At 70.9% G+C, this 23,932-nt stretch carries 21 protein-coding genes; 15 read left to right on the top strand and 6 right to left on the bottom strand.

Features of this window, described 5'->3' with window-relative positions; genetic code table 11:
- Positions 1-18 precede the first annotated feature (18 nt).
- The 12 genes from uvrC (at position 19) to ACZ4Z5_RS11130 (ending at position 13,261) form a co-directional block, all read left to right on the top strand.
- Complete coding sequence (gene uvrC / locus ACZ4Z5_RS11185; RefSeq protein WP_468259945.1) at positions 19-2,016, top strand: excinuclease ABC subunit UvrC; 1,998 nt, start codon at positions 19-21, stop codon at positions 2,014-2,016.
- Positions 2,009-2,950: an RNase adapter RapZ gene (rapZ, locus tag ACZ4Z5_RS11180; RefSeq protein ID WP_468259942.1), complete on the top strand. Its 942-nt coding sequence runs from the start codon at positions 2,009-2,011 to the stop codon at positions 2,948-2,950. Before uvrC ends, rapZ begins: the two co-directional genes overlap by 8 nt.
- On the top strand, positions 2,947-3,999 hold the full coding sequence (locus ACZ4Z5_RS11175) for a gluconeogenesis factor YvcK family protein (protein WP_468259939.1): 1,053 nt from the start codon (positions 2,947-2,949) through the stop codon (positions 3,997-3,999). The genes rapZ and ACZ4Z5_RS11175 overlap by 4 nt, the downstream gene beginning before the upstream one ends.
- Positions 3,990-4,979 (top strand): DNA-binding protein WhiA, encoded by a 990-nt coding sequence (gene whiA, locus ACZ4Z5_RS11170; protein WP_468259937.1) that lies wholly within the window; start codon positions 3,990-3,992, stop codon positions 4,977-4,979. Before ACZ4Z5_RS11175 ends, whiA begins: the two co-directional genes overlap by 10 nt.
- A gap of 194 nt (positions 4,980-5,173) precedes the next feature.
- Positions 5,174-6,178, top strand: coding sequence for a type I glyceraldehyde-3-phosphate dehydrogenase (gene gap / locus ACZ4Z5_RS11165; protein ID WP_468259934.1), 1,005 nt, complete (start codon positions 5,174-5,176; stop codon positions 6,176-6,178).
- Positions 6,179-6,284: 106 nt separating this feature from the next.
- Positions 6,285-7,496, top strand: coding sequence for a phosphoglycerate kinase (locus ACZ4Z5_RS11160; RefSeq protein WP_468259931.1), 1,212 nt, complete (start codon positions 6,285-6,287; stop codon positions 7,494-7,496).
- A 6-nt stretch (positions 7,497-7,502) separates the two neighbouring features.
- Positions 7,503-8,279, top strand: a complete 777-nt coding sequence (tpiA, locus tag ACZ4Z5_RS11155) for a triose-phosphate isomerase (protein WP_468259928.1) — start codon at positions 7,503-7,505, stop codon at positions 8,277-8,279.
- A gap of 149 nt (positions 8,280-8,428) precedes the next feature.
- A complete protein-coding gene (gene secG, locus ACZ4Z5_RS11150; RefSeq protein ID WP_468259925.1) occupies positions 8,429-8,659 on the top strand; it encodes a preprotein translocase subunit SecG in 231 nt (76 codons plus the stop codon).
- Between the two features lie 112 nt (positions 8,660-8,771).
- The gene (locus ACZ4Z5_RS11145) at positions 8,772-9,107 is read left to right on the top strand and encodes an RNA polymerase-binding protein RbpA (RefSeq protein ID WP_468259923.1); all 336 of its coding nucleotides are present in this window, start codon (positions 8,772-8,774) and stop codon (positions 9,105-9,107) included.
- Between the two features lie 178 nt (positions 9,108-9,285).
- On the top strand, positions 9,286-10,548 hold the full coding sequence (locus ACZ4Z5_RS11140) for an MFS transporter (RefSeq protein WP_468259920.1): 1,263 nt from the start codon (positions 9,286-9,288) through the stop codon (positions 10,546-10,548).
- Between the two features lie 66 nt (positions 10,549-10,614).
- Positions 10,615-12,267 (top strand): glucose-6-phosphate isomerase, encoded by a 1,653-nt coding sequence (pgi, locus tag ACZ4Z5_RS11135; RefSeq protein WP_468260493.1) that lies wholly within the window; start codon positions 10,615-10,617, stop codon positions 12,265-12,267.
- 151 nt (positions 12,268-12,418) lie between these two features.
- Positions 12,419-13,261 (top strand): poly-gamma-glutamate hydrolase family protein, encoded by an 843-nt coding sequence (locus ACZ4Z5_RS11130; protein WP_468259917.1) that lies wholly within the window; start codon positions 12,419-12,421, stop codon positions 13,259-13,261.
- Between the two features lie 86 nt (positions 13,262-13,347).
- Here ACZ4Z5_RS11130 and pgl read toward each other — a convergent pair whose 3' ends face one another.
- Genes pgl through tkt form a run of 5 tightly spaced genes read right to left on the bottom strand, consistent with a single transcriptional unit; the run spans position 13,348 to position 19,901 of the window.
- Positions 13,348-14,133: a 6-phosphogluconolactonase gene (gene pgl, locus ACZ4Z5_RS11125; RefSeq protein WP_468259915.1), complete on the bottom strand. Its 786-nt coding sequence runs from the start codon at positions 14,131-14,133 to the stop codon at positions 13,348-13,350.
- Entirely contained in the window at positions 14,130-15,149 is a 1,020-nt protein-coding gene (opcA, locus tag ACZ4Z5_RS11120) for a glucose-6-phosphate dehydrogenase assembly protein OpcA (protein ID WP_468259912.1), read from the bottom strand. Before opcA ends, pgl begins: the two co-directional genes overlap by 4 nt.
- On the bottom strand, positions 15,146-16,669 hold the full coding sequence (gene zwf, locus ACZ4Z5_RS11115; protein ID WP_468259909.1) for a glucose-6-phosphate dehydrogenase: 1,524 nt from the start codon (positions 16,667-16,669) through the stop codon (positions 15,146-15,148). The genes opcA and zwf overlap by 4 nt, the downstream gene beginning before the upstream one ends.
- Before the next feature lie 4 nt (positions 16,670-16,673).
- Entirely contained in the window at positions 16,674-17,792 is a 1,119-nt protein-coding gene (tal, locus tag ACZ4Z5_RS11110; protein WP_468259907.1) for a transaldolase, read from the bottom strand.
- 33 nt (positions 17,793-17,825) lie between these two features.
- Positions 17,826-19,901, bottom strand: coding sequence for a transketolase (gene tkt / locus ACZ4Z5_RS11105; RefSeq protein WP_468259905.1), 2,076 nt, complete (start codon positions 19,899-19,901; stop codon positions 17,826-17,828).
- 336 nt (positions 19,902-20,237) lie between these two features.
- On the opposite strand from tkt, the gene ACZ4Z5_RS11100 reads away from it, so the two are divergent.
- The 3 genes from ACZ4Z5_RS11100 (at position 20,238) to ACZ4Z5_RS11090 (ending at position 22,806) form a co-directional block, all read left to right on the top strand.
- On the top strand, positions 20,238-21,185 hold the full coding sequence (locus ACZ4Z5_RS11100) for a heme o synthase (protein ID WP_468259903.1): 948 nt from the start codon (positions 20,238-20,240) through the stop codon (positions 21,183-21,185).
- A 45-nt stretch (positions 21,186-21,230) separates the two neighbouring features.
- Positions 21,231-21,581 (top strand): hypothetical protein, encoded by a 351-nt coding sequence (locus ACZ4Z5_RS11095; protein WP_468259900.1) that lies wholly within the window; start codon positions 21,231-21,233, stop codon positions 21,579-21,581.
- A 121-nt stretch (positions 21,582-21,702) separates the two neighbouring features.
- Positions 21,703-22,806, top strand: coding sequence for an amidohydrolase family protein (locus ACZ4Z5_RS11090; RefSeq protein WP_468259897.1), 1,104 nt, complete (start codon positions 21,703-21,705; stop codon positions 22,804-22,806).
- A 62-nt stretch (positions 22,807-22,868) separates the two neighbouring features.
- Here the strand turns inward: ACZ4Z5_RS11090 and ACZ4Z5_RS11085 are convergent, their stop codons facing one another.
- Complete coding sequence (locus ACZ4Z5_RS11085; RefSeq protein WP_468259894.1) at positions 22,869-23,870, bottom strand: COX15/CtaA family protein; 1,002 nt, start codon at positions 23,868-23,870, stop codon at positions 22,869-22,871.
- Between the last annotated feature and the right edge of the window lie 62 nt (positions 23,871-23,932).

Genomic DNA, 23,932 nt, shown 5'->3' with positions numbered 1-23,932 from the left:
GACAGTAGGGTGTGACTCATGGCAGACCCCTCCAGCTACCGCCCCAAGCCGGGAGAGATCCCCGACTCGCCGGGGGTCTACCGGTTCCGCGACGGGCACCGCCGCGTGATCTACGTCGGGAAGGCCAAGAGCCTGCGCCAGCGCCTCGCCAACTACTTCCAGGACGTGGCGAACCTGCATCCGCGCACCCGGACCATGGTCACCACGGCGGCGTCCGTGGAGTGGACGGTGGTCTCCACGGAGGTGGAGGCGCTCCAGCTGGAGTACTCCTGGATCAAGGAGTTCGACCCGCGCTTCAACGTCAAGTACCGCGACGACAAGAGCTACCCCTACCTCGCGGTGACGATGAACGAGACGTACCCCCGCGTGCAGGTGATGCGCGGCGCCAAGCGCAAGGGCGTGCGCTACTTCGGCCCGTACGCGCACGCGTGGGCGATCCGCGAGACCGTCGACCTGATGCTCCGGGTCTTCCCGGTGCGCACCTGCTCCGCCGGTGTCTTCAAACGTTCCGCCCAGATCGGCCGCCCCTGTCTCCTCGGCTACATCGGGAAGTGCTCCGCACCCTGCGTCGGGCGGGTGACCGAGCAGGAGCACCGAGAACTGGCCGAGGACTTCTGCGACTTCGTGGCCGGCCGCACCGGCACGTACCTGCGCCGCCTGGAGCAGGACATGATGGCCGCGGCCGAGGAGATGGAGTACGAGAGGGCGGCCCGGCTCCGCGACGACATCGAGGCGCTGCGGCGCGCGATGGAGAAGAACGCCGTGGTGCTCGCCGACGCCACCGACGCCGACCTGATCGCCCTCGCCGAGGACGAGCTGGAAGCGGCCGTGCAGATCTTCCACGTCCGCGGCGGACGGGTCCGGGGACAGCGCGGCTGGGTCACCGACAAGGTCGAGGCCGTCGACACGGCCGGTCTCGTCGAGCACGCCCTCCAGCAGCTGTACGGCGATGAGTCGGGCGAGGCCGTGCCCAAGGAGGTCCTGGTCCCGGCGCTCCCGGAGGACGCCGACGCGGTCACCCGGTGGCTCGGCGGCCGGCGCGGCTCCCAGGTGTCCCTGCGCATACCGCAGCGCGGCGACAAGCGGGACCTGATGGCCACGGTCCAGCGCAATGCGCAGCAGGCCCTCGCCCTGCACAAGACCAAGCGGGCCAGCGACCTGAGCACCCGCTCCCGGGCCCTCGAGGAGATCGCCCGGGCGCTGGACCTCGACAGTGCCCCGCTGCGCATCGAGTGCTTCGACGTCTCGCACCTCCAGGGCGAGGACGTCGTGGCCTCCATGGTCGTGTTCGAGGACGGACTGCCCCGTAAGAGCGAGTACCGCCGCTTCCAGATCAAGGGCCGGGTCGGGGACACCCAGGTCTGGCACGGCGAGGGCCAGGACGACGTCCGGTCGATGCACGAGGTGATCGGCCGGCGCTTCCGGCGATACCTCCAGGAGAAGCTGAAGACGGGGGAGTGGACCGAGGAGGAGCCGCCCCCCGAGGACGACGGCAAGCCGAAGCGGTTCGCGTACCCGCCGCAGCTCGTCGTGGTCGACGGCGGCAGGCCCCAGGTCATGGCGGCGAAGCGGGCCCTCGACGAGCTGGGCGTGGACGACGTCGCGGTCTGCGGGCTCGCCAAGCGCCTGGAGGAGGTCTGGCTGCCCGACGAGGACGACCCCGTGGTGCTGCCCCGCACCAGCGAGGGCCTCTATCTGCTCCAGCGGGTACGTGACGAGGCTCACCGCTTCGCGATCACCTATCAGCGCAGCAAGCGCACCAAACGTCTCAAAGCCGGTCCGCTCGACACCGTCCCCGGCCTCGGGGAGTCCCGCAGGCAGGCCCTGATCAAGCATTTCGGCTCGGTGAAGAAACTCCGGTCGGCGACAATCGAGCAGATCTGCGAGGTGCCCGGGATAGGCCGCAGGACGGCCGAGACCGTGGCAGCGGCCCTCGCGGCCGCGGCTCCGGCCGCACCCGCCGTGAACACGGCGACAGGAGAGATCATTGAAGACGACGGGGGCACGCATGACTGAGAACGAGTACGACCGAGACGGAGCACACGTGAGTACCGGCACGACCACGGAGCCCGGAGAGGCCGCCGAGGCGGCCATCCCCGAGCTGGTCATCATCTCCGGAATGTCGGGGGCGGGCCGCAGCACGGCCGCCAAGTGTCTCGAGGACCTCGGCTGGTTCGTCGTCGACAACCTGCCGCCCGCACTGATCCCCACCATGGTGGAGCTCGGCGCCCGCTCCCAAGGCAACGTCGCCCGGATCGCCGTGGTCGTCGACGTCCGCGGCCGCCAGTTCTTCGACGCCCTCCGCGAATCCCTCGCCGACCTGGACTCCCAGCAGGTCACCCGGAGGATCGTGTTCCTGGAGTCCTCCGACGAGGCACTGGTCCGCCGCTTCGAGTCGGTCCGCAGGCCGCACCCGCTCCAGGGCGACGGCCGGATCGTCGACGGCATCGCGGCGGAGCGCGATCTGCTGCGCGAACTGCGCGGCGACGCCGACCTGGTGATCGACACCTCCAGCCTCAACGTCCACGAACTGCGCGCCAAGATGGACGCCCAGTTCGCCGGCGACGAGGAGCCCGAGCTGCGGGCGACCGTGATGTCCTTCGGCTACAAGTACGGCCTGCCGGTCGACGCCGACCTCGTCGTCGACTGCCGCTTCCTCCCGAACCCGCACTGGGTGCCCGAGCTGCGGCCCTTCACCGGTCTGAACGAGGAGGTCTCGGGCTACGTCTTCAACCAGCCCGGCGCGAAGGAGTTCCTCGACCGGTACACCGAGCTGCTCCAGCTCATCGCCACCGGCTACCGCCGTGAGGGCAAGCGCTACGTGACCATCGCCGTCGGCTGCACCGGCGGCAAGCACCGCAGTGTCGCCATGTCCGAGAAGCTCGCCGCCCGCCTGGCCTCCGAAGGCATCGAAACCGTCGTCGTGCACCGTGACATGGGGCGCGAGTGACCGGACGCAACCTCCGGCTCCGCAGGCTCCGGCGCACCGCGCCGGAGCGCAGCGCAGCCGGCGCACGACCGGTCCGCAAGCGCGGTGCCCAGCCGAAGGTCGTCGCGCTCGGCGGCGGCATGGGCCTGTCCGCCTCGCTGGCCGCCCTCCGCCGGATCACCGGCGACCTCACCGCCGTGGTCACCGTCGCCGACGACGGCGGCTCCAGCGGACGCCTGCGCCAGGAACTCGGCGTGCTCCCGCCCGGGGACCTGCGCAAGGCGCTCGCCGCGCTGTGCGGCGACGACGACTGGGGGCAGACCTGGGCCAGGGTCATCCAGCACCGCTTCCAGTCCCAGGGCGAGATGCACGGCCACGCCGTCGGGAACCTCCTCATCGTGGCCCTGTGGGAGCAGCTGGGCGACCCCGTCCAGGCACTGGACCTGGTCGGCAGGCTCCTCGGAGCGCAGGGCCGGGTCCTGCCGATGTCGGCCGTCCCGCTCGAACTTCAGGCGCTCGTCCGCGGCCACGACCCGGCGCGGCCGGACGAGGTGGGGACCGTCCGCGGGCAGGCGACCGTCGCCCTCACCCCCGGGGAGGTGCAGTCGGTCCACCTGGTGCCCAACGACCCGCCGGCGGTGCCCGAGGCCGTCGCCGCGGTCCTGGACGCCGACTGGGTGGTGCTCGGCCCCGGTTCGTGGTTCTCCTCGGTGATACCGCACCTCCTCGTGCCCGAGCTGCTGGACGCGCTCGTGGAGACCAAGGCGCGCCGGGTGCTGTCCCTCAACCTCGCCCCGCAGCCGGGAGAAACCGACGGCTTCTCCCCGCAGCGTCATTTGGAGGTTTTGGCCCGACACGCCCCTAAACTCGCCCTCGACGTGGTGCTGGCCGACTCGGCCGCCGTGCCCGACCGGGACTCCCTCGCCGACGCCGCCAGGCGTTTCGGCGCCGCGGTCGAGCTGGCGCCGGTGGCGAGTCCCCACAGCTCGCAGAAGCACGACCCGGAGCTGCTGGCCGCCGCGTACGACCGTATTTTTCGGATGCATGGAAGGATCGGCCCATGGCGATGACGGCAGCGGTGAAGGACGAGATCTCCCGGCTTCCCGTCACCCGGACCTGCTGCAGGAAGGCGGAGGTCTCGGCGATCCTGCGGTTCGCGGGCGGGCTGCATCTGGTGAGCGGGCGCATCGTGATCGAGGCGGAGCTGGACACCAGCTTCGCGGCGCGCCGGCTCAAGAAGGACATCCTGGAGATCTTCGGACACTCCTCCGAACTGGTGGTGATGGCCCCGGGCGGGCTGCGCCGCGGTTCCCGCTACCTCGTGCGCGTGGTCGCCGGCGGCGACCAACTGGCCCGCCAGACCGGACTGGTCGACGGCCGCGGCCGTCCCATCCGAGGGCTGCCGCCGCAGGTGGTCTCGGGGGCCACCTGCGACGCCGAGGCCGCCTGGCGCGGCGCGTTCCTCGCGCACGGCTCGCTCACCGAACCGGGCCGTTCCTCCTCGCTGGAGGTCACCTGCCCCGGCCCCGAGGCCGCGCTGGCGCTCGTCGGAGCGGCACGTCGGCTGTCCATCGCCGCCAAGGCCCGTGAGGTGCGCGGCGTCGACCGCGTGGTCGTCCGTGACGGTGATGCGATCGGCGCGCTGCTGACGCGGCTCGGCGCCCACGAGTCGGTGCTCGCCTGGGAGGAGCGGCGGATGCGCCGCGAGGTGCGGGCCACCGCCAACCGGCTCGCCAACTTCGACGACGCCAACCTGCGGCGTTCGGCGCGGGCCGCGGTCGCGGCCGGTGCCCGGGTGGCGCGGGCCCTGGAGATCCTCGGCGACGAGGTCCCCGAGCACCTCGCCGCCGCGGGCCGGCTGCGGATGGAGCACAAGCAGGCCTCCCTGGAGGAGCTGGGCGCGCTCGCCGAGCCGCCGCTGACCAAGGACGCCGTCGCGGGCCGGATCCGCCGGCTGCTTGCCATGGCCGACAAGCGGGCCGCCGATCTGGGCATTCCGGGCACCGAGTCGAATCTGACCGAGGAGATGGCCGACGGTCTCGTCGGATGACGGCCCGGCGCCACCGCGCCCGACCCAAAAGCGAGGGCGGTCCGCACCCTACTCGCGGGTACGGGCCGCCCTTGCGTTTCGGGCCCGCTCGATGTCCCCGCAGGGCCCCGGGGGAGGTAGGGTCGTAGGCGGTCGGGGACATCTCATATAGCCCGCCGGCGTCGAACCCGGCATACATACGAGGAGATCGGTTCGTGACGATCCGCGTAGGCATCAACGGCTTTGGCCGCATCGGTCGTAATTACTTCCGCGCGCTGCTGGAGCAGGGGGCGGACATCGAGATCGTGGCTGTCAACGACCTGGGTGACACCGCGACCACCGCGCACCTCCTGAAGTACGACACGATCCTGGGCCGCCTCAAGGCCGAGGTGAGCCACACCGAAGACACCATCACCGTCGACGGCCACACCATCAAGGTCCTGTCCGAGCGCAACCCGGCCGACATCCCCTGGGGCGAGCTGGGCGTCGACATCGTCATCGAGTCGACCGGCATCTTCACGAAGAAGGCGGACGCCGAGAAGCACATCGCCGGCGGCGCCAAGAAGGTCCTCATCTCGGCTCCGGCCAGCGACGAGGACATCACCATCGTGATGGGCGTGAACCAGGAGAAGTACGACGCGGCCAACCACCACGTCATCTCCAACGCCTCCTGCACCACCAACTGCGTGGCGCCGATGGCCAAGGTCCTCGACGAGAACTTCGGCATCGTCAAGGGTCTGATGACCACGGTCCACGCGTACACCAACGACCAGCGCATCCTGGACTTCCCGCACAAGGACCTGCGCCGGGCCCGTGCCGCCGCGGAGAACATCATCCCGACCTCGACGGGTGCCGCCAAGGCGACCGCCCTGGTCCTCCCGCAGCTGAAGGGCAAGCTGGACGGCATCGCCATGCGCGTCCCGGTCCCGACCGGTTCGGTCACCGACCTCGTCATCGAGCTCGACCGCGAGGTCACCAGGGACGAGATCAACACTGCCTTCCAGAAGGCCGCCGAGGGCCAGCTGAAGGGCATCCTGGAGTACACCGAGGACCCGATCGTCTCCTCCGACATCGTGAACTGGCCGGCCTCCTGCACCTTCGACTCCTCCCTGACGATGGTCCAGGGCAAGCAGATCAAGGTCGTCGGCTGGTACGACAACGAGTGGGGCTACTCCAACCGCCTCGTCGACCTGACGGTCTTCGTCGGCAGCCAGCTCTGATCCCGGCCGTAGGCATCCCGATGTGAGCACAGGGCTCGGGCAGCGCAACGCCGCGCTAGCCGGGCCCTGTGGCTTGTCCGCGACCCTCCCTAGGAGTCAGCAACACATGAAGACGATCGACGAACTTCTCGCCGAGGGCGTGGCCGGCAAGCGGGTATTCGTCCGCGCCGACCTCAACGTGCCGCTCGACGGCACCACGATCACCGACGACGGCCGTATCCGTGCGGTGCTCCCCACGGTGGAGGCCCTCGCCGATGCCGGTGCCCGGGTCGTCGTGGCCTCGCACCTCGGCCGCCCCAAGGGTGCGCCGGACCCGGCCTACTCGCTCGGCCCGGTCTCCGTGCGGCTCGGCGAGCTGCTGAAGCAGGACGTCTCCTGCGCCACCGACACCGTCGGCGAGTCCGCGAAGTCCCTCGTGGCGGGCCTCGGCGACGGCCAGGTCGTGGTCCTGGAGAACCTTCGCTTCAACCCCGGTGAGACCAGCAAGGACGACGCCGAGCGCGGAGCCTTCGCCGATCAGCTCGCCGAGCTCGCCGACCTCTACGTCGGCGACGGCTTCGGTGCCGTGCACCGCAAGCACGCCTCGGTCTTCGACCTGCCGGCCCGGCTGCCGCACGCGGCCGGCTACCTGATCGCCGCCGAGGTCTCCGTCCTGAAGAAGCTCACCGAGGACGTCGCGCGCCCCTACGTCGTCGCGCTCGGCGGCGCCAAGGTCTCCGACAAGCTCGCCGTGATCGACCAGCTGCTGGAGAAGGCCGACCGCATCCTCATCGGCGGGGGTATGGCGTACACCTTCCTCAAGGCCAAGGGCCACGAGGTCGGCAGGTCGCTGCTGCAGGAGGACCAGGTCCCGGCGTGCCTGGAGTACCTGGCCCGTGCCGAGAAGCGCGGTGTGGAGTTCGTGCTCCCCGTCGACGTCCTGGTCGCCCCGGAGTTCCCGGACCTGAAGACCAAGGCCCCGGCCAACCCGGCCACGGTCTCCGCGGACGCCATCCCGGCCGACCAGGAGGCCATGGACATCGGCCCGAAGACCCGCGAGCTGTACGCCGCGAAGCTCGTCGACGCGGCCACCGTGTTCTGGAACGGCCCGATGGGCGTGTTCGAGCACCCCGACTTCGCCGAGGGCACCAAGGCGGTCGCCCAGGGCCTCATCGACTCCCCGGCCTTCACGGTCGTCGGCGGCGGCGACTCCGCTGCGGCGGTCCGCATCCTGGGCTTCGACGAGACCGCATTCGGCCACATCTCGACCGGTGGTGGCGCCAGCCTCGAATACCTCGAGGGCAAGACGCTGCCCGGCCTCGCCGCACTGGAGGACTGAACCAAAGTGACTTCGCGTACCCCGCTGATGGCGGGCAACTGGAAGATGAACCTCAACCACCTCGAGGCCATCGCCCACGTCCAGAAGCTCGCCTTCGCCCTGAACGACAAGGACTACGACGCCGTCGAGGTCGCGGTCCTGCCGCCCTTCACCGATCTGCGCGGTGTGCAGACCCTGATCGAGGCCGACAAGCTGAAGATCAAGTACGGCGCCCAGGACCTCTCGGCCCACGACTCCGGCGCGTACACCGGTGAGATCTCCGGCGCCATGCTCGCCAAGCTGAAGTGCGCGTACGTGGCCGTCGGCCACAGCGAGCGCCGCCAGTACCACGGCGAGACCGACGAGCTCTGCAACGCCAAGGTCAAGGCCGCCTTCCGGCACGGCCTCACCCCGATCCTGTGCATCGGCGAGGGCCTGGACGTCCGCAAGGCCGGCAACCACGTCGCGCACACCCTCGCGCAGCTCGACGGCGGCCTGAAGGACGTCCCGGCCGAGCAGGCCGAGACCGTCGTGATCGCCTACGAGCCGGTGTGGGCCATCGGCACCGGCGAGGTCGCCACCCCCGAGGACGCCCAGGAGGTCTGCGGTGCCATCCGCGGACGTCTCGCCGAGCTGTACTCCCAGGACCTGGCCGACAAGGTCCGTATCCAGTACGGCGGCTCGGTGAAGGCGGGCAACGTCGCCGCGATCATGGCGCAGCCCGACGTGGACGGCGCCCTGGTGGGCGGTGCCTCGCTGGACCACGAGGAGTTCGTGAGGATCGTCCGGTTCCGCGACCAGTGAGTATGCGGTAGGGACGATCCGTCGTACCCTTGCGGGGGCCGGACAGGTTCGCTGTGCCACGAGGCGGCTGCGCCGCGTGGCGGGCCACCGGCCCCCGCGTCGTTCATCTCAGTCCCATTGAGTCCGAGGAAGTTGGTCCAGCCGTGGTTATGGGGTTCTCGATCGCCCTGATCGTCTTCAGCGTGCTGCTGATGCTTCTGGTGCTGATGCACAAGGGGAAGGGCGGCGGCCTCTCCGACATGTTCGGCGGTGGCATGCAGTCCTCCGTCGGTGGTTCCTCGGTCGCCGAGCGCAACCTCGACCGGATCACCGTGGTGGTCGGTCTGCTGTGGTTCGTCAGCATTGTCGTGCTTGGTCTGCTCATCAAGCTGGACAGCTGAGCACACCTCGCCGGCGTCCCGGGGGCGGGGTGTAACTCCAATCACTGGACGCGCGTTGGGCCTTACGTAGACTGGGCCCTCTTCGAGCAGCATCACTCAGGGAGTTACGACCGTGGCAAGTGGCAACGCGATCCGAGGGAGTCGGGTCGGAGCGGGGCCGATGGGTGAGGCGGAGCGTGGCGAGTCCGCCCCGCGCCTCCGCATCTCCTTCTGGTGCTCGAACGGGCACGAGACGCAGCCCAGCTTCGCGAGCGACGCGCAGGTTCCGGAAACGTGGGACTGCCCGCGGTGCGGGTTCCCGGCCGGGCAGGACCGGGACAATCCCCCCGCCCCGCCGCGCACCGAGCCCTACAAGACGCACCTCGCGTACGTCAGGGAGCGGCGCAGCGACGAGGACGGCGAGGCGATCCTCGCCGAGGCGCTCGCCAAACTGCGCGGCGAGATCTGAGAATTGCGGTCAGGCCGGACGCCCCAGGGTGTCCGGCCTGAGTGCTTCGGCCCGCGGAGCGCCCGGTGCCGCAGCATGCTCCGGCCCCGATGCTTCGTCCCCGGCGTCCGCCGGCCCGTTGTCAGTGGCACCCCCTAACGTCGGTACGGAACATCACCGGAGCGGCGAGGGGGAGGCCGTGACAAAGGCCGCAGAGACCACCGAAGAGGCGGACTCGACCGGGACGGCGGAGTCGACCGGGCGCGCGGAGGCACGAGCACCCGCATGGCGCGGCGGCTTCGGACGGCTGTGGACCGCCGCGGTCGTCTCCCGCCTGGGCGACGCCCTGCGAAACGCCGCGCTGCCGCTCCTCGCCGCGTCCCTCACCGCCGATCCCCTGCTGGTCTCCCTCGTCACGGCAAGCGGCTTACTGCCCTGGCTGCTGTTCGGACTCGTAGGCGGCGCGATCGCCGACCGGGTCGACCGGCGTCGCGCCATGTGGGCCGTCGACCTGGCCCGCGCCGCCGTGGTCGGGGGCTTCGCCGTCGCCGTCGCCCTCGGGCACACCTCGATCGCCCTGCTCATCGCGCTGGCGTTCACGCTGACCGCCCTCCAGACGCTCTTCGACAATGCGGCGACCGCGCTGCTCCCCTCGATCGTCCCCGGGCAGGCACTGGGCAGTGCCAACGCCCGGCTCATGACCGGTCAGCAGGTGGCCGGCGGATTCGTGGCGGGACCGCTCGTGCCGGTCCTGCTGGCCCTCGGCGCCGCCGTGCCGTACGCGGTCGACGCCGTCAGCTACGCCGTGGCGGCCCTGCTCATCGCCTCGCTGCGCATATCGCCGCCGGAGCGGGCACCGCGGGAGCCGGGCCGCACGCTGCGCGCCGAGATCATGGAGGGGCTGCGCCTCCTCCGGCGGGACCACGCGCTGCGCGGACTGTGCGTGGCCACCACCCTGTGCAACGTCGGCGTGGGTGCCCTGATGGCCACCCTCGTCGTCCATGTCACCGGCTGGCTCGGCGCCGGTCACACCGGCTACGGCATGGCCCTGACCGGATACGCCGGCGGCAGCGTCCTCGGCGGACTGCTCGCCCGCCGGATCGGCGAGCGCATCGGACGGACGCGTTCCGTGCTGCTCGCCGGGTGCGTGCAGACCGGCTGCCTGCTGGCCCTGGGCACGTTCCGCGACCTGTGGGCCGCCGTGGCCACGCTCACCCTGTTCGGGGTGATGGGCATGGTCTGGAACGTCCAGCAGGTGACGCTGATGCAGGAGCGCACCCCCACGCCGCTCCTCGGCCGGGTCAGCGCCGCCTTCCGCACCCTGGCGGTCGCCGGGGCCCCGCTCGGCGCCGTCGCGGGCGGAGCCGCCGCCACCGCCTGGGGGCTCAACACGCCCGCCTTCCTGGCCGCCGGACTGTTCGTCACCGCCGTAGCGGCGTTGATGCCTACCTCCAAGGCCTGATCAACTAGGTTGGAGGGGCAGCGGGGCAGGTACCCAGGTACAAGAAGAAGTGGGCTGATGTCCGAGATGAACGCAGAAGGCCGTACCAGGCTCAACCAGATGCCCGAGTGGACAGCGCTGGGCAAGCACCGGGAGCAGTTCGGTGACACGCATCTGCGGGAGCTGTTCGCCGGGGACCCCGACCGCGGCACCCGCTACACGCTCCAGGTGGGCGACCTCCACCTCGACTACTCCAAGCAGCTCGTGACCGACGAGACGCTGACGCTGCTCCGGGAGCTGGCGGCGGCCGCGGGGGTGGCGGAGCTGCGCGACGCCATGTTCCGCGGCGAGAAGATCAACACGACCGAGAACCGCGCCGTGCTGCACACCGCGCTGCGCGCGCCCCGTGACGCCGTCGTCGAGGTCGACGGGGAGAACGTGGTGCCGGCCGTGCACGCGGTCCTCGACAAGATGTCCGCGTTCTCCGACCGCGTCCGTTCCGGGCAGTGGACCGGCCACACCGGCAGGCCCATCAGGAACGTCGTCAACATCGGCATCGGCGGCTCCGACCTCGGCCCGGCCATGGCCTACGAGGCGCTGCGCTCCTACACCGCGCGCGACCTGACGTTCCGTTTCGTCTCCAACGTCGACGGCGCCGACCTGCACGAGGCCGTCCGGGATCTCGACCCGGCCGAGACGCTGTTCATCGTCGCGTCCAAGACCTTCACCACCATCGAGACCATCACCAACGCCACCTCGGCCCGCAGCTGGCTGCTCACCGGCCTCCAGGCCGGCCAGGAAGCCGTCGCCAAGCACTTCGTGGCCCTGTCGACCAACGCCGAGAAGGTCCAGGAGTTCGGCATCGACCCGGCCAACATGTTCGAGTTCTGGGACTGGGTCGGCGGCCGCTACTCCTACGACTCCGCCATCGGCCTGTCGCTGATGATCGCCATCGGCCCGGACCACTTCCGCGAGATGCTCGACGGCTTCCATCTCGTCGACGAGCACTTCCGCACGGCCCCCGCCGAGGTCAACGCGCCGCTGCTGCTCGGCCTGCTGGGCATCTGGTACGGCGAGTTCTTCGGCGCCCAGTCGCACGCCGTCCTCCCGTACAGCCACTACCTGTCCAAGTTCACCGCCTACCTCCAGCAGCTGGACATGGAGTCCAACGGCAAGGCGGTGGAACGCGACGGGCGGCGCGTCGCCTGGCAGACCGGACCGGTGGTCTGGGGTACGCCCGGCACCAATGGACAGCACGCCTACTACCAGCTGATCCACCAGGGCACCAAGGTCATCCCGGCCGACTTCGTCGGCTTCGCCCGCCCGGTCGGCGACCTGCTTCCCGGCCTCGTCGCCCAGCACGACCTGCTGATGGCCAACTTCTTCGCCCAGACCCAGGCCCTGGCCTTCGGCAAGACCCCCGAGGAAGTGAGGGCCGAGGGCGTTCCCGAGGAGCTCGTCCCGCACAAGACGTTCCCCGGCAACCGCCCGACCACCACGATCCTCGCCGCCGGGCTCACCCCGTCGGTGCTCGGCCAGCTCGTCGCGCTCTACGAGCACAAGGTGTTCGTCCAGGGCGCCGTCTGGAACATCGATTCGTTCGACCAGTGGGGTGTGGAACTGGGCAAGGTCCTCGCCAAGCGGATCGAGCCCGTCCTCACCGAGGGCACCGGCGGCGAGAACCTGGACGGCTCCACCGCCGCGCTGGTCGCCACCTACCGTTCCCTGCGGGGGCGCTGACACAGTGACAGATGCCGGTCCGCTGCGCCCCGTTGTACGGCACGGGCGCAGCGGACGGCGTCGCGGTCCGGCGGGCCGGTGGCCACGGTCCGGACGGCCTCGGGCTCCAACTCCGTGGCTTTCGGCACCGGTTCGGGTGATCATGCACTCCATGACCACCAACCGCCGTACCATGCTGGCCGGGCTCGCCGGTGCCGCGCTGAGCGCCTCCCTCGCGAACGCCCTCGCCGCCACCCCCGCCTACGCCGCCGACGAGTACTCCTCGAACACCGACCTCTACACCCGGCTCGCCGGCCAGGAGGGCACCACCTACGCCCGCCGGTACAAGCGCCACGAGAGGGCGGACACGAGCTACGGGCAGCGCCACCCGTTCCACCGCACCACCATCATGGCCGTGCACGGCGGCGCCATCGAGGGCGGGACCTCCGAACTGTGCCTCGCCATAGCCGGATACCGCCCCGCCACGCTGCAGCCCTCCACCCCGGGCGGGGCCCTCCACGACTACTGGATGTTCGAGGGCATCGGGGACGGGGACAACGGGAGACTGCACGTCACCTCCACGCACAACGACGACCGCGTGGCCCTCGCCATGGCGGCGGGCAGCCTCAACGTCCTGAGTCTGCACGGCTGCAAGGCGAGTGAGGCGGGCGCTCCCGCGGACCGGCCCGAAGCGGTCGTCGTCGGTGGCCGCAACAAGGACTTCCGGGATCTTCTGTACGCGGAGCTCCGGGACGCGGGCTTCCAGCCCATCCACGGGTCGGAGGCTCCCAAGCTCGCCGGCGTCGACGAGAACAACATCTGCAACCGGACCCTGCTCGGCGAGGGCGCCCAGCTGGAGATGACCACCGAGCTGCGCAAGAGCTTCTTCGAAGAGGACTGCTTCACCGTGTCCCGGCGGGCGGGCCACACCACCGAGGCCTTCGACCGCTTCGTCGGCGCCGCACGCGGGGCCATCGCGAAGCTGGAGGCCAAGCCGGAACAAGTCGTCCTCTGACGCCGGTCCCCGCGGGGCGCCCCGCGGGAACGGAACGGCCCGGGCCGCCTCCAGGGCGGACCGGGCCGTCACACTCCGGGACCCGCTCAGGGCGACGCCGGTGGGTACAGGCCGCGCGGCAGCCGTGCGGCCGCCGCGGAGTCCAGCAGCCAGAGGGTGCGGGAACGTCCGTAGGCACCGGTCACCGGTGCCTGGACCTCCCCTGCGGCCCCCGAGAGGGCGATCGCAACCGCCCCGGCCTTGTCCTCGCCGGCCGCCAGCAGCCACACCTCGCGGGCCGCCCTGATCGCCGGGAGCGTGAGCGAGACCCGGGTGGGCGGAGGCTTCGGAGCTCCGTGCACCCCGACGACGGTGCGCTCGGTCTCCCGCACCGCGGGCAGCTCCGGGAACAGGGACGCCACGTGGGTGTCCGGGCCGACGCCCAGCATCAGCACGTCGAACGCCGGAACGCCGGTCCGGTCCTCCGGGCCCGCCGCCGCGGCCAGTTCCTCCGCGTACCCGGCTGCCGCGGCGTCCGCGTCACCGCCGTACGCGCCGTCCGACGCGGGCATCGCGTGCACCCGCTTCGGATCGAGCGGCACGGCGTCCAGCAGGGCCTCACGGGCCTGGGTGACATTGCGCTCCGGGTCACCGTCCGGCAGGAACCGCTCGTCGCCCCACCACAGGTCGAGCCGGCCCCAGTCGATGGCGTCACGGGCCGGGGCCGCGGCCAGCGCGGCCAGCAGACCGTTGCCGTTGCGCCCGCCGGTCAGCACCACCGATGCCGAGCCCCGCGCCGCCTGGGCATCCACGATCCTGGTGATCAGACGTGCCGCGGCGGCTTGCGCCATCAGGTCCTTGTCGCGGTGGACGACGAGCTGGTGAGTCGTCATGGCGTCGCCGCCTTCTTCCCGCCGGCCTTGCGGGCCGGAGCCCGGTCCGCCGCGCCTTCGGCGGCCGTCCCGCCCTCGGGGGCAGCGGCGCCGTCGCCCAGCCGGTCCACCCCGAACCGCAGGGCGGAGGCGTAGGTGTCGTCCGGGTCGAGCCTGCGCAGCTCCTCGGCGATCAGCTCCGCGGTGTCGCGGCGCTTCAGCGCCACGGCCCGGTCGGGCTGGCCGCGCATGGAGAGCGTGGCGAGCGCACCGTCCGCACGGTCCAGCACGATCGGCCCGCCGTCGGTCTCCATGCGTACGGCGGTGAGGCCGGGTCCCCCGGAGACGGCCCGGCGCACCGGGACGTCCAGCCGGTCGGCGAGCCACATGGCGAGCAGCTCGCAGCTCGGGTTGAACTCCTCGCCCTCCACCTCGACGGCGGTGACCTTGCACTCCATCTGGTCCAGCGCCGCCGCGAGCATCGAACGCCACGGGGTGACCCGGGTCCAGGCCAGATCGGTGTCGCCCGGAGTGTAGGCGGCGGCCCGGGCGGTGAGCTCCTCCACGGGCTGCTCGGCCGCGTACGAGTCCGTCACCCTGCGCTGGGCCAGGGCGCCCAGGGGGTCCTTGGCCGGGTCGAGCGGGCCCGCCATCGGCCACCACACCACGACGGGCGCGTCCGGCAGCAGCAGCGGCAGCACCACGGACTGGGCGTGGTCGACGACCTCGCCGTAGAGCCGCAGCACCACGGTCTCGCCGGTGCCCGCGTCGGCGCCCACCCGCACCTCGGCGTCCAGCCGGGACCGGGTGCGGGAGCGCGCCGAACGGGTGATGCGCCGGATGACCACGAGGGTCCGCGAGGGGTGCTCGCGGGAGGCGTCGTTGGCGGCCTTCAGGGCGTCGTAGGCGTTCTCCTCGTCGGTGACGACGACGAGGGTCAGCACCATGCCGACGGCCGGGGTGCCGATGGACCGGCGGCCCTGCACCAGCGCCTTGTTGATCTTGCTGGCCGTGGTGTCCGTCAGGTCGATCTTCATGGCCGGCGCCAGCTCCGTCCGTCTCGTGCGAGCATTTCGTCCGCCTCGACCGGTCCCCAGGTGCCGGCCGGGTACTGCGCGGGCTTGCCGTGCCGGTCCCAGAACACCTCGATCGGGTCGAGGATCTTCCAGGACAGCTCGACCTCCTCCACGCGCGGGAAGAGATTGGCGTCCCCCAGCAGCACGTCGAGGATCAGCCGTTCGTAGGCCTCGGGGCTGGACTCGGTGAAGGACTCGCCGTACGCGAAGTCCATCGAGACGTCCCGCACCTCCATGGAGGTGCCGGGCACCTTCGAGCCGAACCGGACCGTGACGCCCTCGTCCGGCTGCACCCGGATGACCAGGGCGTTCTGTCCCAGCTCCTGGGTCGCGGTCTGGTCGAAGGGGGAGTGCGGGGCGCGCTGGAAGACCACCGCGATCTCGGTGACCCGGCGGCCCAGCCGCTTGCCCGTCCGCAGGTAGAACGGCACGCCCGCCCAGCGGCGGTTGTCGATCTCCAGCTTGATCGCGGCGTAGGTGTCGGTCTTCGACTTGGGGTCGATGCCCTCCTCCTGGAGGTACCCGACGGCCTTCTCGCCGCCCTGCCAGCCGCCCGTGTACTGGGCGCGCACGGTGCTCTTGGCGAGGTCCTTCGGCAGTCGTACCGCGCCGAGCACCTTGGTCTTCTCCGCGGCCAGCGCGTCCGCGCTGAAGGAGGCGGGCTCCTCCATCGCGGTCAGGGCCAGCAGCTGGAGCAGATGGTTCTGGATGACGTCACGGGCCGCGCCGATGCCGTCGTAGTACCCGGCCCGTCCCCCGATGCCGATGTCCTCGGCCATGGTGATCTGGACGTGGTCGACGTACGAGCGGTTCCACAGCGGCTCGTACATCTGGTTGGCGAAGCGGAGCGCCAGGATGTTCTGGACGGTCTCCTTGCCGAGGTAGTGGTCGATCCGGAAGACCTGGTCCGGGGCGAAGACCTCGTGGACGATCTCGTTGAGCTCCTCGGCGGAGGCCAGGTCGTGGCCGAAGGGCTTCTCGATGACCGCGCGGCGCCAGGAGCCGCCCTTCTGCTCGGCCAGCCCGTGCTTCTTCAGCTGCTGGACGACGACGGGGAAGAACTTCGGCGGCACCGACAGGTAGAAGGCGAAGTTGCCGCCCGTGCCCTGTGCCTGGTCGAGATCCGAGATCGTCTTCTTCAGGATCTCGAAGGCGTCGTCGTCGTCGAAGTCGCCCTGGACGAAGCGCATGCCCTGGATGAGCTGCTGCCAGACCTCCTCGCGGAACGGCGTCCTGGCGTGCTGCTTGACGGCCTGGTGCACCTCCGCGGCGAAGTCCTCGTCCTGCCACTCACGGCGGGCGAAACCGACCAGGGAGAAGCCCGGGGGGAGCAGCCCGCGGTTGGCCAGGTCGTACACGGCCGGCATCAGCTTCTTGCGCGACAGGTCGCCGGTGACGCCGAAGATGACCAGGCCCGACGGCCCCGCGATACGCGGGAGCCGTCGGTCTGCGGGGTCACGCAGCGGGTTGCTGCTTGACAAGAGTTCAGCCCTCCGAGGGAGCGAGGCGCTCGAGCTCCGCCTCCGTCGACTTCAGCAGCTCGTTCCACGACGCCTCGAACTTCTCGACGCCCTCGTCCTCCAGCAGCTGCACGACGTCGTCGTAGGAGATGCCCAGCTTCTCGACCGCGTCGAGCTCGGCACGGGCCTGCTCGTACGTGCCCGCGATCGTGTTGCCGATGATCCCGCCGTGGTCGGCGACGGCCTCGAGCGTCGCCTCGGGCATGGTGTTCACCGTGCCCGGGGCCACCAGGTCGTCCACGTACAGGGTGTCCTTGTACGCCGGGTCCTTGACACCGGTCGAGGCCCACAGCGGACGCTGCTTGTTGGCCCGGTCCTTGTCCAGGGCCGCCCAGCGCTCGCTGCCGAACACCTCCTCGTACGCCTGGTAGGCGAGACGGGCGTTGGCCAGTGCGGCCTTGCCGCGCAGCTCCTTGGCCTCGGGCGTGCCCAGCGCGTCGAGACGCTTGTCGATCTCGGTGTCCACGCGGGACACGAAGAACGACGCCACCGAATGGATCTTCGACAGGTCCAGTCCGCGCTCCTGGGCCTTCTCCAGACCGGCCAGGTAGGCGTCCATGACCTCGCGGTAGCGCTCCAGCGAGAAGATCAGCGTGACGTTGACGCTGATGCCGAGGCCGATGACCTCGGTGATCGCCGGAAGACCCGCCTTGGTGGCCGGGATCTTGATCAGCGTGTTGGGCCGGTCGACCAGCCAGGCGAGCTGCTTGGCCTCGGCGATCGTCGCCCGGGTCTCGTGGGCGAGGCGCGGGTCGACCTCGATCGAGACCCGGCCGTCCTGTCCGCCGGTGGCGTCGAAGACCGGACGCAGGATGTCGGCGGCGTCCCTCACGTCCGCCGTCGTGATCATGCGAATGGCCTCGTCGACGGTCACCTTGCGGGCGGCGAGGTCGGCGAGCTGGGGCTCGTACCCGTCACCGTGCGAGATCGCCTTCTGGAAGATCGACGGGTTGGTGGTGACACCGACCACGTGCTGCTGGTCGATCAGCTCGGCCAGGTTGCCGGACGTGATCCGCTTGCGCGAGAGGTCGTCCAGCCAGATCGCGACGCCTTCGTCGGAGAGGCGCTTGAGTGCGTCTGTCATGAGAATTGCATCTCCTACTAGTCGTTACCGGCGTCAGCGCGCGGCGGCGGCGATCGATTCCCGGGCGGCGGCGGCCACCGCTTCGGGGGTGAAGCCGAACTCGCGGAAGAGGACCTTGCCGTCGGCGGAGGCGCCGAAGTGCTCCAGCGACACGATGCGTCCGGCCTCGCCGACGTACCGGTACCAGGTCAGCCCGATGCCGGCCTCGACCGCCACCCGCGCCTTCACGGCCGGCGGCAGCACCGAGTCGCGGTACTCCTGGTCCTGCTCCTCGAACCACTCGACCGACGGCATCGACACGACCCGCGTCGGAACGCCCGCCGCCTGGAGCTCCTCGCGCGCGGCCACGGCGAGGTGCACCTCGGAGCCGGTGCCGATGATGATCACCTGGGGCTCGCCGCCCTCGGCCTCGCGCAGCACGTAACCGCCGCGCGCGGCGTCCTCGTTCCACTCGTAGGTGGGAACGCCCTGGCGGGTGAGGGCCAGACCGTGCGGGGCCTTCTTGTCGTGGCGCTTGAGGATCTCACGCCAGGCGATGGAGGTCTCGTTGGCGTCGGCCGGCCGGACGATGTTCAGTCCGGGGATGGCGCGCAGCGAGGCCAGGTGTTCGACCGGCTGGTGCGTCGGGCCGTCCTCGCCCAGACCGATGGAGTCGTGCGTCCACACGTACGTCACCGGCACCTGCATCAGCGCGGCCAGTCGCACGGCCGGACGCATGTAGTCGGAGAACACCAGGAAGGTGCCGCCGTAGACACGGGTGTTGCCGTGCAGCGCGATGCCGTTCATCGTCGAGCCCATCGCGTGCTCACGGATGCCGAAGTGCACCGTGCGGCCGTACGGCTGGGCCTCCGGCAGCGGGTTGTCCGCCGGGAGGAACGACGAGGACGGGTCGATGGTGGTGTTGTTCGAGCCGGCGAGGTCGGCGGAGCCGCCCCACAGCTCGGGGATGACCGGGCCCAGTGCCTGCAGCACCTTGCCGGACGCGGCACGGGTGGCGACACCCTTGCCGGTCTCGAAGACGGGGAGCTTCTCCTCCCAGCCCTCGGGCAGTTCGCCCGCGCGGACCCGGTCGAACAGTGCGGCGCGCTCCGGGTTGGCGGTGCGCCAGTCGGCGAACGCCTTCTCCCACTCGGTACGGGCCTCGCGGCCCCGCTCCAGGGCGGACCGGGTGTGCGTGATGACCTCGTCGGAGACCTCGAAGCTCTGCTCCGGGTCGAAGCCGAGGACGCGCTTGGTCGCGGCGACCTCGTCGTCGCCGAGCGCCGAGCCGTGCGCGGCCTCGGTGTTCTGCGCGTGCGGCGCCGGCCAGGCGATGATCGAACGGGCCGCGATGAAGGACGGACGCTCGGTCTCCTCCTTGGCCGCCTTCAGGGCGCGGTAGAGGCCCGCCGGGTCGAGGTCGCCGTTGGGCAGCTGCTCGACGCGCTGGACGTGCCAGCCGTACGCCTCGTAGCGCTTGATGGTGTCCTCGGAGATGGCGGTCTCGGTGTCGCCCTCGATCGAGATGTGGTTGTCGTCCCACAGCAGGACCAGGTTGCCGAGCTTCTGGTGGCCGGCCAGCGAGGACGCCTCCGCGGAGACACCCTCCTGCAGGCAGCCGTCACCGGCGATCGCGAAGATCGTGTGGTCGAACGGGGACGTGCCGAGGGCGGCCTCCGGGTCGTACAGACCGCGCTCGTAGCGGGCGGCCATCGCCATGCCCACCGCGTTGGCGACACCCTGGCCCAGCGGACCGGTCGTCGTCTCGACGCCGACCGTGTGGCCGTACTCCGGGTGACCCGGCGTCTTCGAGCCCCACGTACGGAAGGACTTCAGGTCGTCGAGCTCCAGGCCGTACCCGGCGAGGTACAGCTGGATGTACAGGGTCAGGCTGGAGTGGCCCGCCGACAGGACGAACCGGTCACGGCCGGTCCACTGCGCGTCGGAGGGGTCGTGCCGCATCAGCTTCTGGAACAGCACGTACGCGGCGGGGGCCAGGCTCATCGCCGTACCCGGATGGCCGTTGCCGACCTTCTGTACGGCGTCAGCGGCCAGAACGCGGACGGTGTCCACGGCCCGCTGGTCCAATGCGGTCCACTCGAGGTCTGTGGTGGTCGGCTTGGTGCTCACCCTTGTTCAGGGCTCCTCTCCACATGTTCGGGTCCCGGTGACTGAGGGTGTACCGGGCGCTGTCGAGCCTACCCTCGCAGCTACGGGCATCCTTTCGAGTGCACGTCTCTCTATCCGACACAGCCAGCGTGCCGGGAGACGTCCGACTTCGCCTCCCGTCGCCGTGCGTCATCCGAGCCGCGCGTCGCTCAATACGCATGCCGCGGCCGGAGCGCTCAACACGACCCACCCCCGCGAAGATCGGTGTGCGGCCAACGTCTAGAGTGGCGTGGTACGCGCAAGGTTCGCCGGGTCCCACCGCCGGCGCTTGCTGGGATTTCTCTGTCAGGGGTGTGCGTGACGGCCGTCGAGTCCCGACCCGCGGGGGTCGCCTTGACTCCGAGCCCGGGGGGCCATCGGCCGTTCGGGGCCAGGGTCAAGGCTTTCGTGGCACTGACCAAGCCGCGGATCATCGAACTGCTGCTGATCACCACGATCCCGGTCATGTTCCTCGCCGAGCAGGGTGTTCCCGACCTCTGGCTGGTGCTCGCCACCTGTATCGGCGGGTACCTCTCCGCGGGCGGCGCGAACGCGCTGAACATGTACATCGACAGGGACATCGACGCCCTGATGGACCGCACCGCACAGCGCCCGCTGGTCACCGGTATGGTCTCGCCGCGCGAGGGCCTGGTCTTCGGCCTCACCCTGGCCGTGGTCTCCACCCTCTGGTTCGGGCTCCTCGTCAACTGGCTGTCCGCGGCCCTGTCGCTAGGTGCGCTCCTCTTCTACGTCGTCGTCTACACGATGATCCTCAAGCGCCGTACCGCGCAGAACATCGTCTGGGGCGGCATCGCGGGCTGCATGCCCGTGCTGATCGGCTGGTCGGCCGTCACCGACTCGGTGTCCTGGGCGGCCGTCGTCCTCTTCCTCGTCATCTTCTTCTGGACGCCGCCGCACTACTGGCCGCTGTCGATGAAGGTCAAGGAGGACTACGCGCGGGTCGGCGTTCCGATGCTCCCGGTGATCGCCTCCAACAGGGTCGTGGCCCGTCAGATCGTCGTCTACAGCTGGATCATGGTCGCGGTCTCGCTGCTGCTGACGCCGCTCGGCTACACCGGCTGGTTCTACACCGCGGTCGCGCTGGTGACCGGCGGATGGTGGCTGTGGGAGGCGCACGCCCTTCAGGCCCGCGCGAAGGCCGGGGTGACCGGCGGCAAGCTCAAGGAGATGCGGCTGTTCCACTGGTCCATCACCTATGTCTCGCTGCTGTTCGTGGCCGTCGCGGTCGACCCCTTCCTGCGCTGAAGCTCACGCTGGTCACCCTCGCTACCCGCGAGTAGCATCTTTTTCATGGCAGACACGCAGGTTGACGAGCAGGACCAGAAGCAGGCGGCCAAGGCGGAGCGCCGGGCGGAGAAGCTCGCCCGTCGGATCGACGCCTTCGCCAAGAAGCACGGCGGTGCCGAGGGCCAGGTCGCGTATATCGGCCAGCTGGGCGCCCGGATCGTGCTCGTCGGCGAGGACGGCGGCTGGGGCGACCTGGTGGCCCCCTCCTTCGCCGTCGCACAGAGCGCCGTGGAGAAGGCCGGTATCACCGTGCACGAGTCCTTCGACGGCGAGTTCGCCGCGAAGGTGCGCACCGGCCGCTACGAGTGGACCCGCATGGCGGGAATCCAGATCGGCGGGCCCTCCAACGGCTGACGCCGCCGCACCCGGCGCATCCCGAGCAACACCTGACGCGGGGCACACCCGTTAGGAGGGGTGGAAGCACGTCCATCCCCGTCAGGAGGGGTGGACGCACGTCCACTCCTGGGAGCCCCGGATGATCGAGACCCCGCCCCTGGTGGACCAGTACTGCCACGGGGTGCTCCGCACCGAACTGGGCCTGGGCACCTTCGAGACGCAGCTGGGCAGGACCGGGGGACCGCCCGCCCCCGGGACCACCTTCTTCGACACCCAGGCCGGCTTCGCCGTGCGCCGCTGGTGCCCTCCGCTGCTCGGTCTGGAACCCCACTGCCCTCCCGCCCGCTACCTCGCCCGCCGGCGGGAGCTCGGGGCCGCCGAAGCCGCCCGGCGACTGCTGCGGGGCACCGGCGTCGCCACCTATCTGGTCGACACCGGGCTGCGCGGCGATCTCACCGGCCCTGGCGAACTCGCCGTGGCCGGAGGGGCGCAGGCCCATGAGATCGTCCGTCTCGAACCGCTCGCCGAGGAGATCGCGGACACCTCCGGCACCGTCGAGGCCTTCCTCGCCCACCTTGCCGGGGCGGTGCACGCCGCAACGGCCTCCGCGGTCGCCTTCACCTCCGTCGCCGCGGCCCGCCACGGCCTCGCCCTCGCTCCCGAACCACCCGGACCGGGGGAGGTGCGCGGCGCCGCCGGGCGCTGGCTGGCGGGCCGCCGCGCCGGGGACCGGCTGACCGACCCGGTGCTGCTGCGCCATTTGCTGTGGAGTGCGCTCGCCACCGGACGGCCGCTGCAGCTCCACGCCGGAGCCACCGGAGCGTATCCGCGCCTCGACCGCACCGATCCGGCGCTGCTCACCGACTTCGCCGCCGCCACGGCCGGGCTCGGCACCCTCGTCCTGCTGCACGGCTATCCGTACCACCGGCAGGCCGCGCACCTGGCCGGCGCCTTCCCCCATGTGTACACGGACCTCGGCCCTGCCCTCGCCCGGACCGGCGCGCGGGCATCGGCCGTCCTCGCCGAGCTCCTGGAACTGGCGCCGTTCGGCAAGCTGCTGTTCTCCAGCGGTGCCGCCGCACTACCGGAGCTCCATGTGGTCGGCGCCCGGCTGTTCGGCGAAGCGCTCGGCCGGGTCCTGGGCGGCTGGGTCGAGGAGGGCGCCTGGGCCCGGGCTGACGCGGAACGGGTCGCGGGCATGATCGCCGCGGGGAACGCCCGCAGGGTCTACGGGCTGGAGTGACATGGACCTACGGGCCGGCACGGGCCGGGCAGGCCGCGTCCCGTGCCCGGTGGGCACCGTTTCTACGCGGCCTGCGCGGCCGTCAGCGCCGTGTCCGGCCGTGCCGTCACGGGTGCGGCGGTGTCGTCCGCACGCTCCCGCAGGCTCAGCGCCACGCGCAGCACCGCGATCCACAGCAGGCAGGAGCCCAGCATGTGCGCGGCGACCAGCATCTCGGGCAGCTTGGTGAAGTACTGGACGTAGCCCACGACCCCCTGGGCCAGGAGCACGAGCAGCAGGTCCCTGGCCCGCGCCCGGGTGTCGTCCGGCGCGTCCACGATCCGCAGCGCCAGGAACATCGCCACCCCGAGCGCGCAGACGACCCACGCGCCGATCGCGTGCACATGCGCCGCGGTCTCCCAGTCGAAGCCCATCCGGGGCACCTCGCTGCTGTCACCGGCGTGCGGGCCCGAGCCCGTGACGCCCGTGCCCAGCACGATCACCGCCAGCGTGGTCGCGATCAGCGCCCAGGACAGCTTCCGCACCGGGCGGGGGACCCTCGGCCGGGCTGCCGCGTCGCCCTCGCCCGCGCGGTGCCAGGTGATCGTGGTGACCGTGATCAGGGAGGTGGCGAGCAGGAAGTGACCGGCCACCGTCCACGGGTTGAGGCCCGCCCACACGGTGATGCCGCCGAGCACGGCGTTGCCCATCACGATCCAGAACTGCAGCCAGCCCAGCCGGGTCAGCCCGCGCCGCCAGGGCTTCGTCGCCCGCGCCGCGGTGATCGCCCAGCCGACCGCCGCGCACAGGACGTACGTCAGCATGCGGTTGCCGAACTCGATCGCGCCGTGGACGCCCTGCTCGGGCGTTGCGAACAGACTGTCGTCGGTGCACTTGGGCCAGGTGTCGCAGCCGAGCCCGGAACCGGTCAGCCGCACCGCGCCGCCGGTGACGACGATGACCACGCTCATCACGAGCGCGGCGAGCGCGGCCCGCCGGACCGTACGGGGGGACGGCGTCCAGCGCTGGGCGATATACGCGAGGGGGGTCAACACGCGCCCTATGGTAGGCGGCCGCTTGTGCAAGGATTCACGCGGGTCCTATGTCTGGATATGGGTGTCCGGACGGATGTCGGGTCCGACGAGCT

This window comes from Streptomyces sp. NPDC030222 (assembly GCF_055573115.1).
The sequence above is the reverse complement of the archived record's forward strand: the minus strand, read 5'-3'. Positions and strand labels throughout refer to the sequence as shown.